The 13,264-nt window shown below is 32.8% G+C and carries 5 protein-coding genes; 2 read left to right on the top strand and 3 right to left on the bottom strand.

Annotation, left to right across the window (positions count from 1 at the left end; genetic code table 11):
* Positions 1–16 precede the first annotated feature (16 nt).
* Complete coding sequence (locus Ollyesu_RS06085; RefSeq protein WP_279302906.1) at positions 17–3,760, top strand: T9SS type A sorting domain-containing protein; 3,744 nt, start codon at positions 17–19, stop codon at positions 3,758–3,760.
* 221 nt (positions 3,761–3,981) lie between these two features.
* Positions 3,982–7,665: a lamin tail domain-containing protein gene (locus tag Ollyesu_RS06080; RefSeq protein WP_279302905.1), complete on the top strand. Its 3,684-nt coding sequence runs from the start codon at positions 3,982–3,984 to the stop codon at positions 7,663–7,665.
* Between the two features lie 52 nt (positions 7,666–7,717).
* Here Ollyesu_RS06080 and Ollyesu_RS06075 read toward each other — a convergent pair whose 3' ends face one another.
* From Ollyesu_RS06075 to Ollyesu_RS06065, 3 genes are read right to left on the bottom strand one after another with little or no spacing between them, the layout of a single operon-like run.
* A complete protein-coding gene (locus Ollyesu_RS06075; RefSeq protein WP_279302904.1) occupies positions 7,718–10,147 on the bottom strand; it encodes a TonB-dependent receptor in 2,430 nt (809 codons plus the stop codon).
* Positions 10,131–10,853: a DNA repair protein RecO gene (gene recO, locus Ollyesu_RS06070; protein ID WP_279302903.1), complete on the bottom strand. Its 723-nt coding sequence runs from the start codon at positions 10,851–10,853 to the stop codon at positions 10,131–10,133. Before recO ends, Ollyesu_RS06075 begins: the two co-directional genes overlap by 17 nt.
* A complete protein-coding gene (locus Ollyesu_RS06065; protein WP_279302902.1) occupies positions 10,853–13,171 on the bottom strand; it encodes an ABC transporter substrate-binding protein in 2,319 nt (772 codons plus the stop codon). Before Ollyesu_RS06065 ends, recO begins: the two co-directional genes overlap by 1 nt.
* Positions 13,172–13,264 lie beyond the last annotated feature (93 nt).

Below are 13,264 nucleotides of genomic sequence, written 5' to 3'. Positions count from 1 at the left end.
TTAAAAACGCCCTATTATGAAACATATAAAATTACTTTTTTTACTACTACTAGTTAGTGGATTTGGATTTGCGCAAACTACATTAAGCGAATGGGTACTAACTGCAGATGGTAGCCCAAGTAACGTTGACGCTAATATCACTGCTAGCCTATTTACATCCACAGGAGGAACAATTTCTTATGCAGCTAATGGTGCTTTTAGAAATGGTTGGAGTGTTGGAGCTATAGACCTTAACGAATATTTTGAGATAAGTATTACACCTAACTCTGGATTTAATATTCTTCTAGAAGAAGTCTTATTTTCAGAAAGACGTTCTGGAACAGGAATTCGAGATTATCAGGTTAGGTATTCTAAAGATGCTGCTTTTACAACTTTTACCACAATAGCAACTGTAAACGTACCAGATAACACCAGTGAAAGAAATGGTGATGTTACTGGTCTTTCAGAGACAATAAATGATGGAGAAACGTTATATGTTAGATTTTATGGATATAACGCTGAGGCAGGTGGTGGAACTTGGAGGATTAATGATAATTCTTTAGCATTAAGAGGTTCAGTTTCTGCCTCATGTCCAAACAACTTAGATTTTGCTAACATTCAATTTCCAACAACTACACAAACCATTACACAAGGAGCAACTACTAATGTGGTTTATGCTCAAGTGTACGAGCCAGGTTTAACAGACACACCATTTGCTCAAGGTGCTGGCGTTACAGCGGAAATAGGCTACAGTACAACTGATACAGATCCTTCAACATGGACTAACTGGTTACCAGCATCTTACAATAATATTGGAGGTAATAATGATGAGTATTTTGCTGAAGTAGGATCAACATTAACACCTGGGACTTATTATATAGCTAGTAGATTTCAATTAAATTCTTGTCCTTTTATTTATGGTGGCACTGCTGGAGTATGGAGTACTGGTAACTCTTTACAGTTAATCGTAAATGCAGACCAAGTTGATTTTTGCAATGTAGATTTTCCTAAAAACGGTAATATTAATATTGGAGATAATTTTAATGTTTACGCTCAAGCTTATGAGCCTGGTGTAACAGATGCTGCTGGACAAGGTGCAAATATCTTAGCTTGGATAGGTTATAATTCTGCAGATGTAAGTCCCATTTCTGGAACAGGCTGGACTTGGATTGCTGCTACCTACGATTCTGACTTTGGAAATAACGACCAATATACCGCAGAGATAGGATCTGGTCTAGCTGCTGGTACTTACTATTTTGCTAGTCGTTTTCAATTAAACGGAAGTAGTTTTAGCTATGGTGGAATCCAAGCAGATAATGTCGGTAATTTTTGGGATCCAACAACTAATAACAATGGTATTTTAAATATCACAAACCCATGCTCTTCTATTTTCTCTGATGATTTTAGTGCTGGACTAACCCAATGGAATAATACTGCAGATTGGACGACTACAGCTGGAGAATTAAAACATAACATAACTGGTACTGCAGGCGATAGTTATATTAATGCAGATATAGGGATTCAAAATCTGGCTTATGGAGATTACGAGTGGTCATTTTGTATGAGAAATGGTAATTGGGATCCTTCATCAAACAATAATTTTTCTTTTATACTTCTGTCAAGTCAAAGTAATTTATTTAGCAATGCAACTGGTTACAGAGTAGGTGTTAACCAAACTACATCTGATGATTTGTTAAAGATTTATAGAGTTAACAATGGTGCTGATACAGAAATTCTGGCAAGTGCTTTTAATTGGAATGCTAATGATGATGTTTGTATTAGAGTCACCAGAAGTTCTGCTGGAGATTGGGAGTTATTTTACGATGATGGTACAGGAGAAGTCAGTGCTGGAACCACAAATGATACTACATATACTACTGGAAGTTTTATTGGGTCTTATTTTGAATTTAGCTCGACTAGAGCTGGTGAGTTATGGATAGATGATGTTAATGTGTGTTCTAATCCTGTTTCTTGTACTTCTACAGTAACTTGGGATGGTACATCTTGGTCACCAACAACACCAAGCGCTTCAACACATGCTGTTTTAAGTGCAAATTATAATACTAGTACAGCAGGTCTTGGAAGTTTTACAGCGTGTACCTTAACTATAGGTTCTGGAATCAACTTAACGGTTGCGCCAAACGATTACGTAGAAGTTTTTACAGATGTCACTAACAATGGACGTATTTCAGTACAAAATCAAGGGTCATTTGTTCAGGTAGATAATGCTGCGACATATGATGATTCTGGTAGTACCTTTTTTGCTACAAATGATGCAGCAATAGTAGATAGAGAGACTTCTTTTTTAAGTGAATGGTATGAGTATACCTATTGGAGTTCACCTGTAGCTAACGAAACCTTTGGTAACGCATTGTTTCAGTCTAGTCAATTTAGACGTTTTGAATTTAATGCAGGTAATTTTGTGGACTCACAATATGAAACTTTAAATGATAATACCTTGGTAGCTGGAGCTGGAGTTGATGATATTGATGATAATGGCGATGATTGGTTTTTAAAAGCGTCTGGTGATAATATGGTTCCTGGTGTGGGTTATGCTGCAACACACTCGATAGGTGCATTTATATTTGGACCAAACAATTATGTATATACTTTTAGAGGAACTTTAAATAATGGAGACATTACGGTTCCTGTTGAAAGAAACGATACTGAAACAGGTGATATCAACTGGAATTTAATTGGTAACCCTTACCCTTCTGCAATAGATGCCGATTTGTTTTTTGCTCAGAATAATTTCTTGTCCAATCCAACAAGCGGAAAATTGGATGGTGCAATTTATTTATGGTCTCAATCTACACCTCCTTCAAGTACTACAAATGGTAACGAGCCATTAAATTTTACAACTAACGATTATGCTATTATAAACGGAACTGGAGAAACTGTTGGTGGAGATGGTATTACACCTAATAGATATATCCCTTCAGGTCAAGGATTTTTTGTAACCTATTCTGATACACCTGGAGCTACATCAGGTACTGTAACGTTTAATAATGCTATGCGTGTTACAGGTAATAATGATCAATTTTTTAGAGCAGGAAATAATACAGCAATAAATCAACACGATAAATTATGGTTAAACATTACTACAGATAATGGATTGTTTAATCAAACAGTTATTGGATATGTTCCAGGAGCCACAGCTGCTAATGATGGTGCATATTACGATGCGAAAAAGAATGGAGCTATTTTAGCAAGTCTTTCATTATACACCTTAGTGCCAGGCGATTCTAAAAAATTAGCAATTCAAGGTAAAGCGCCTAGCGATTTGAATTTAAATGAAACTATTACTTTAGGATTTTTAAACTCTGTTGATGTTCCAACTATTTACACCATATCTATAGACCACTTACAAGGTGACTTTTTATCTAATAATGCTATTTATTTAAAAGACAACTTATTAAACACCTACCAAGATTTAACCACTGGAGACTATTCTTTCACATCTGCAATAGGAGAATTTAATAATAGATTTGAAATTGTATTTACTCAACCAAGTTTATCTATAGATGATGTATCATTAACAGAAAATAACTTGTTGATTGTAGAAGGTGAAAATGATAATGTCAGTTTTAAATTAACTAATGAAAAATTGACTATTAAAAGCATCAAAATATACGATGCATTAGGACGACTGTTACATAATCTAAAGGGAAATAAAAGTACAGAAACTTACAACTTATCTAACTTATCTCAAGCAACTTACATAGCTAAAGTCGAGTTAAGTAATGGTCAAATACTAAGTAAAAAAGCCATTAAAAAATAAATTTCAAAAATTTTTAAGAGAAATTAAAAGGCTAAATTTATACAGTTTAGCCTTTTTTATGTTTTTAAATTGCTGATAATGAACCAAGTATATTATTTTTTGTATTTTATCGAATAAATATATCATTTTATCGATATTTTGATATATTTGCTTAGTTAAGATTTTTACAACTGATTGATATCTTAACTTCAAATAAGTTTTATTTATTTAAATATCTTTTTATGAAAAAAAATATACCCTTTGTATTTTTTTTATTTAGTCTTTTTTCTTTTTCGCAAACATCAGATCTGATAATATCAGAATATGGTGAAGGTTCTGGAAATAATAAATTTATTGAAATTTATAATGGAACTGGATCTTCTGTTAATCTTGCAGATTATCAAATATGGGGAATAGCAAATGGAGGGAGTTGGCCAGAAACAACAATAAACTTATCTGGTACTTTAACAGATGGTAGTACTTATGTATTGTCTAACAATCTTGCCATACCTACTATTTTATTATTAGCAGATTCTACAAGTGGAAGTGCTAGTTGGAATGGTGATGATGCTGTTGGTTTAGCAAAGGATAATGGTAGCGGAACATTTTTTTTAATAGATGCTGTAGGTACAGATGGCGCTGATCCAGGTAGTGGATGGAATGTTGCTGGAACAACAAATGCAACTGCCAATCATACATTAGTAAGAAAATCTTCTGTTTGTGACCCAAATACTAATTGGACTGTCTCAGCTGGAACAAACACAACAAATAGCGAGTGGATTGTACTTCCTCAAGACGATATATCAGATTTAGGTTCTCATACAGCAACATGCTCAGCTTGTACACCAACACATACTATTACCAGTTTTACACCAACAACAGGTCCTATTGGATCTAATGTCACAATAACTGGTACAGGATTTACTGCAGGTTCTACCGTTGATTTTAACGGTACTGCAGCTGTTGTTACTTTTATAAACTCAACAACTTTATCAGCAGTTGTACAAGCAGGAACAACTACTGGTTTAGTTACAGTAACAGAAGCTGGCTGTCCAGTTGATAGTACGACTAATTTTACTGTTGGAGCATGTACACCAGTGCAATCTATAACAAGTTTTGCTCCAAACTCTGGACCAGAACTATCACACATCACGATTACTGGCACAGGTTTTACTGCAGGTTCCACAGTAGATTTTAATGGCACATCTGCCACTATAATATCGCAAACTGTAACACAAATTGTAGCAGAAGTTCCTTTAGGTGCGACTACTGGTGTTATAACAGTAACAGAATTGGGTTGCCCTGTGGATAGTTCTACAGATTTTACAGTATTAAGCGGAAGCTGCTCTGGAGGTGGAGGCGGAATTCCTGCTGGGTTTACAGATTTAATGTTCTCAGGAATTTATGATGAAACATCAGGTTCTTGTCATTACATACAGTTATTAAATCCAACAAGTTCTGATATTGATTTATCAAATTATTCCATAGGGTCTTCTAATAATCAAACAGACCCAAACTCACTTCCCGGAACTTATAATGGTGGTACTTACCCTTTAAGTGGAACTATTTTAGCTGGTGATACATTTTTAATTTTAGCAACAAGCGACACTTCAAACTGCGCTAGCTGTACAAATGTAACATTAGATTTACAATTTTTAAGTTCAGCTTTAGGTTATAACGGATTTACATCTGCTAATTATGATAAATTAGTTTTAATAAACAGTGGTACAGCTATTGATTTATGGTCTAATGGAGATGGACATGATAATGGTTACATTTATACAAGAGCTAATACAGCAACTGCACCAGCTTTAACTTTTACTTCTTCAGAATGGGTTTCTGATACTACACCTGATTGTTTTGGGTTTGAGATTGAGATTACTCCTTCACCAACAATAGATGTCCAACCTGCAGACATTGACAATTGTGATGCTGCTAATGTAAACATTTCAGTAACAGCAGGTGGTGGTGGCACTTTAAGCTACCAATGGAAATATAATAATGGTACAGCTGGATGGTTAGACGTAACAGGTGCTGCATTTAATCCTGGAATTGTGACTGGCGAAACAACCACAGATTTGTCTATAACAGGATTTAATTTAGATGGATATCAATTTTATTGTGAGGTAACCGAGTCTGGTGTTTGCTCTATCGCTACAGATGCGATACAAATTAACATGTCTAGTACTACTTGGAACGGTTTGGCTTGGACCAATGGATTGCCTGATTTAACTAAAATGGTAGTTTTAGATGGGAGTTATGATACCAGTATAAATGGAAGTTTTCAAGCTTGTTCATTAATAATAAATACTAGTGGTACATCACCAGAATTCAGACTAACTATTACAGATAATACGTTTGTTGAAGTTGAAAACACAGTAACTGTTGATGGAGAGTTGTATGTTGAAACTCAAGGTGCTTTTGTTCAAAATAACAATGCCTCATTATTTAATCTAACCTCAAACGGAGTCTCTTTAGTCAATAAAGAAACAACACCTTTAAACAGTATTTACGAATATACCTATTGGAGCTCCCCTGTTGAAAACACAACAATTAATCAAGGTTTAGCCTTTTCCAATCCAAATAGAAGATACTGGTTTAATGCAGCTAATTATTTAGATGTACAAACCGAAATTAATAACACCAATACCTTTACTCCTGGATCTGATGGTATTGATGATGATGGTAACGATTGGACTTATATCTCTGACGGAAACACTGTAATGACGCCAGGTGTTGGCTATATTTCTATGCATAATCCAGTAGGGTTTACTACTGGACTACAATATACTTATACGTTTAATGGAGTATTTAATACAGGAATTATTACCAGTCCAATTATTTACAATGGAGCCAATGGTGACGAAGATTGGAATTTAATAGGAAACCCTTATCCTTCTGCTATTGATGCTAACGCTTTTTTAACAGCTAACTCTAGCACAATACAAGGAGTTGTATACTTATGGTCTCATAATACTCCAGCCGATGCTAATGCTAGTGGAAATGAAGGCCAAAACTTTTCTAATAGTGATTATGCTATAATTACTCAAGGTAGTGGTAATACCGCAGGTGGAGATATGATAATTCCTAATGATTATATACCATCTGGACAAAGCTTTTTTGTTCAAGGAATTACAAATGGAAATGTCACCTTTGATAATAGTTTTAGAATGGCTGACGCATCAAGTAACACTCAGTTTTTTAGAGCAAATGACACCACAATTAGCAACAAAATTTGGGTTAATTTAACTTCAGATACTGGTGTATTCCATCAAATATTAGTAGCCTATGTTAATGGTGCTACTAATGGAAAAGACAGTATGGCATATGACGCAAACAGAACATTGTATGATGAAAACAAAGCAGAAATCTACACGATGATTCCTAACGAGACAGACAAATTTGCCATACAAGGTAAAGCTCCAGAAAGCTTAACTATAGATGAAGTCATTCCACTGGGATTTGATGCTAAAACTACAGCACCAACAATTTACACCCTCTCTATTGCACAAGTACAAGGTGACTTTTTTGATAATAATACGGTCTATTTGATTGACTATTTAAACAATACTATTCACGATTTATCTGCATCAGATTATTCGTTTACATCTAGTGTTGGAACATTTAATAATCGTTTTGAAATTGTATTTAATCCTTCAGTTTTATCAACAATAGATTATACTAACAACACGACAAACCTTTCAATAGTAGAATTGTCTGATGACCTAGTCAAGTTTAGTGTCTCTAATAATTTAACTATAAAATCTATAAAAATTTTAGATGTGTTAGGGAAAGAAATCTACACTTTTAAATGTAATGATAATTCAGAAATAATTAACTTAGAAAAGCTGCAACAAAGTTTATACTTTGCTCAGATAAAGTTATCCAATGGTCTAGAAATCACAAAAAAGGCAGTTAAAAAATAGATTGTAATTACCTTTTAAAAAAAAGCTTCATTTAATTAAAAGAGGCTTTTTTTTATAAACTATATTTTAATGATACTATGAGGTTTCTACCTGGTGCTGCGATTCCAGAAGAATAGGTTTTATAACGCTGATCCGTGATATTTTCTAAAGCAGCAGTAATAGTTACATCATCAGCAACTTGATATTGTGTTCTAACATTTAAAGTATACCATGATGGAGCATATGGGTTACCATTGTTATCTAATGCATAAATGAAATCTTTTTCCGCTTCAGAAGGTGCTAACTGATTAAATGACAACGCATTGTTATAGTTAACAAATCCATCTATTTTAAATCTGTTTATTTGCCAAACCAAATGCGTGTTACCAAAATTAGGTACGACATGTCTTACAGGGACTTCAACACCGTCTGTTTCTTCTGTACCACCAATAATATTATATTGAGATGTAAGTTTTAGATGCTTAGAAAAATTAACTTTTGCACCTACTTCAAAACCATAAATCCAAGATTTAGAAGCGTTTTGGATAGATTGTACATTACTTAATTCGCCATCATACACTATTTGTGTTTCTCCGTTTAATGTACCATCACGTCTTACTAATGCATTGTCTAAATAGGTGTAATAGGTTGCCATGTCAAGAACAACTACTTTATCGAAATTTAATTTTAGCCCTAATTCTCCACTATAAGCATATTCTGGGTCTAAGTTATCATTTGGCACAACTACAGAACCAGGTTCAGAGTCAAAAACCTTTCCTATATCGTCAATATTTGGTGCTCTAAATGCTGAAGACAAATTAAATTTCCATTGAAGGGTTTGGTTTGGGGACCACGTTACTCCTGCTGTACCTGTTAGTGCATTAGCATCATTATTTGATTGAGAAAACGGAAGATTTAAAAATTGATTATTTTCAGTAAAGTCGGCATTTTCAGTTATTAAATTATAACGTAATCCTGATTGAAAAACAAAACGATTATTAGGTTTATACTTGTAACTTGCATACAAAGCTGTACTTTGCCAAGTAGCACCATTGGGATATCTAGATACTGTTTTATCTACAGTATTTGTTTCAATATTTTCGGTAAATCCAATTGATCTCACTTTGTTAAACACATATTCAAAACCATAAAATATGTTAGACTTTTCATTAATCTGTTTTTCAAAATCAATATTAAAGGAAACAGCATCAACAGATTCTTCTCTTACATTTCTTTCAACCTCTTGAAAGTCTCTATCCATTCTACTTTCCTGAAAATTTTGATACGCTAAAGTGGTTTTTATATTATCATAAAACGTCGCACTACTACTTCTTTTAGTCACACTTACGTTAGACATAAACCATTTTTGTGGGCCATAACTCCATTCGGCAGACCTTAAATTTTCACCTCTATAACGGATTAATCTATCATACCTTGGGTAATCAGATGTTGCTGTATAAAATAGCCCTAAATCAATATCTAAATCTTCTGCAGCTTTATAGCTAACTTTTTGCATCAAGTTAATTTGACTATAACCTGTAAATTTCTGGATGTTTGGGTTGTTATTTTCAATAATAACGTCTTCACCATTAGAAGTTGTCACAAATTCTGGTCTTAAATAATCTATAGGACCTTGACTTCCCATTCTTAAATCGTTAAAATCTGTGTAACTTGCATTGGTTAAAAACGCCCATTTTTTTAGACCAAAATTTAAATCTATATGTGCTGTTTTTTCTTGACTAGCTGTTGCATATCTTACTAATACATTGCTTTTAAGGTGTAAACTATCCGAAAAGGAAAACTCTGGTTTTTTAGTATAAAAACTCATCACACCACCAATAGCGTCACTACCGTAAATTATAGAGCCTGCACCTAACGTTACTTCTGTATTTTGAATAGATAAAGGATCAATTGAAATAACATTTTGAAGATTACCACCTCTAAAAATAGCATTGTTCATACGTACACCGTCTACTGTAATTAGCAACCTATTTGTTGAAAACCCTCTTATCATTGGGCTTCCACCACCTAATTGGCTTTTTTGAACATAGACCTGTCCAGTACTTTCCAGCAAATCTGCACTAGTCTGTGGATTATTAAAAGTGACATCTTTTGCAGTTATAGTTGCGATAGTTTTTGGAACATCTTTTTTCCTTTGACCAAAATTAGACACTGAAATAACAATCTCATCCAGACCTTGTTCGCTGGATATTAAATAGACCAAATTATCAACAATATTATTTTTTCTAACCTGCTTAGTTTGGTGTGAAATATGCTTAAAATAAACAATTTCTGTATTAGTAAATTGATCTAAATTTGCTTCTCCATTAATGTTTGTAATTTCGCTTTTACTCTGATCTTTATTATATATTGCTACTCCAACTATAGGCTCTTTGGTTGTATTATTCAACACTTTTATATTTTGCGCTGTTGCGGAAAGAATAAAAAGAAATAATAAACAAAAGCTAAAGAGAAACTTTATTTTTCTAGTTAAAAACGTCATTAAGGATTTGTAAAGATTTTGGTTTTTTAAAGTTGCCCAAATGTAACTCAAAATATACTAAAATTAGAGCCAAAAACGATTGTCTTTGTTTAGCGTTAATCTTAATACTATGTAAGTCATCAAATGTTATGCCTAAAAGTTGTTTTAGTAATGTTAAATTTTCTCCGGACACACAATATTTAGAAGAACTTTCTTGTTGGAATTCGCCATCATATAAATTAAAATAAGTTGCAGATTTAATGTGAGTTTGATCTGGGTAAAATCCTAAATATTTAGTCAACTCCAGTAAAAATAACAGATGAAAATTAGAAAAATTGTCATTTGTATCTAACCATTGTAATGTCGTCTGTAAATAGCTAAATAATGCGTCATTTTGTTCTTCTTCTTGTAAGGCTTGAGCCAGTATTTCAGCTAAAAACATCACAATTGCACTTTTTAGAATATGTGTATGCAATGACGTATATAAAAAATCTGTTTTTATATCTTTTATATACTGTAAAGAGCGGTTAGATTTATAATCAGTATTTAATTGAAGTTGAGATAAGGGTAAAAAGTAGATGTTCTTTTTATTACTTTTTTTTGATGCTAATATCCCTTTTAATAAATAACTAACAATACCTTGTTTTTGGGTGTAACATTTAACAATAAGGTCGTTGTCTTTATATCTAAGTTTTGTAAGTACAATAGCATTTGTAGTGGTTAACATTATCTAACTACCATTACTTTTAGAACTTTAGTTTCAAAGGTGTCTAAATCGTTAAGCATAATTAAATATACACCTGAAGCAACTATATTTCCACCTAAATTCTTTCCATTCCATAAGGCTGTCCCACCATCAATTTCTAAATTATATCCTTTAAATCTTGAGTTAGTTCTAGATTCTGCTTCTGCAACAAGATTACCTTCAATATCTGTTATTTTGATATTAACATTATCAGAAATGTCTCTAATCTTAACTTTATCTGTTAAAATATTAAAAGTTGGTCTGACAGGATTAGGATACACATATGCATTTTCTAAGTTATCTCTAGGTTTAGAAGAATCTGATTGAAAAGACACCATCCCTTTATCTGTTGCTATATAAATAATTCCATTTACATCATCAATATCCACATCTAAAATATCGTTGGTTGGCAATGGAGAATTATCTTTTGTGAAGTGAAAAATTGTTTCTTGTCCATCCGAAGAGAAATAGTATAATCCAGTACTTAAGGTTGCTATCCACTTGTTATTAGAGCCATCAACTTCAATATCTGATATGTACTGCTGAAATAATAATTCTTGCGGTACACCGTCATCTAAAACAACTATATTATCTACTTCTGGTGTTCCAGTAACAAACTCATTAGTATTATAAACTACCCTTAGTCCTTTATCTGTACCTAACCAAAGCTGTCCATTTCTGTCAATATTAACTGTTTTGACAGATGGTGAAGGCATACCTGCTTCATCTGCAGCTATAAATTTAAAAATGGTATTGCTACCGTTCAAATTCATACCAATTAAACCAAATCTATGAGTTCCTAAAAAGAAGTTACCTTGACTATCAAACACAGTGTCAAAAAATCCGTTTTCGTCAAAACGATCTGGAATTATATCCTGAAAACTGTAAGAACTCCATTGACCATTAGATAAAATATTTAATGGTTGATCTACACGACCATTCATAACCCATAAATCTCCATTTTCATTAAAATTTGCAGTAGAAGTTATATAAAAGCTACTAAAAAAAGGGGTTAACGTACTATTATCTTGATTGTAATGATTAGTAACTTCTTTATCTGTTATCTCAATTAATCCCGAATAGTATGAGGTTACGTATATTTGATTAGGATTTAATGGATTAATTGCTACTCCAGAGAGAAAAAAGGGATTAGTTACAGATTCATTAATTTTTTTGTAATTAATATTATCCCATTGTTCTGTATCAAAGTGACTTATACCTATTCGTCTATACAGATTGCTAGTAAAATTTAATATAGCATTGTGTCCACCGTGTGTTCCCCAAATTTGTCCATTATTAATATCTATTTTAAAAAATCTGTTTGTTAAGGGACAATTGGGATGAATTTCTTCAAAGTTAGTAAGATCACCTATTGTTGTTTTTAAAATTCCTAGTCCAGAGTTACCAGTACCAACATTAACTCTTGTTCCTATATAGATTTCATCATCATTGGCTATAATGGCTGTTCTTAAATCTGAATACTCGGAAGCATCAACAGTAACATTTGCTATCTCATTAAAAACGCTAGAAAAGACTTTAACAATACTAGATGTTGTAACCACTAGTTGATTATCCACTGATTTAAAACCAGTAACAGTTTCTTGAAACATTGTTTTCTCAACTAAAGTCGTATTTATAATCTCGTAAACTTTTCTATTAATTAATACAGTATATAATTTATCGTCTACGGTTTGTATCCCTAGACAAATATTAGAATTAATATTTTGCCATTCTGTTGCATCAATTAAGTTGGGGTTACTAATGTCTCCTCTAAAAATTCCAAAATCTGAAGCTGCATAAACGAAGCCTTCAAAAACAGTAGATTGGTTGACATTAATTTGAGAATTATTTGGACCTATGTAATAAGAATCTCCAAATTCAAATTGATTAATATCAAACACTGAAATCCCGTAGCCTGCTGAGATATAAACCACATCTTCATTTCTAGAAAAATGATTAATAGTTTTATTAGCTGCTGGGATGGTTTGTTTTTCTAATATATCTACAACGCTTAAAATTGACTTCTCAGACTCGTCATAGACTTGGATTAAACCATTATCATAACCTATTAGCAATATGGATCTATCTTCTAGATACAAAATCGTCGAGATATTATCCCCAGAAAGTCCGTTAATAGTAGATAACGTATTTATTTCGTTTGTTAAAAAGTCGTAAGTAAAAATCGCATTTGTAGCTGCAGCATATAGTTTGTCTTCGGTTTTACTAACATCTTGTATGTCTAAATAACTAAAATGCTCTTTCCAATTGTTAGTATAATCTTGTCCATAACTACTTGTCATGCAAAAGCATGTAATAAAGCAAATAATTATCCTAAAAGTCTGCATTATAATATTTTTGATACAATATTAATTAAAAACCAAAATTACTGATTA

The organism is Olleya sp. YS (assembly GCF_029760915.1).
In the GTDB taxonomy this organism is placed as follows: domain Bacteria; phylum Bacteroidota; class Bacteroidia; order Flavobacteriales; family Flavobacteriaceae; genus Olleya.
Note: the sequence above shows the minus strand (reverse complement) of the source record. Positions and strands in the feature narration are given on the sequence as shown.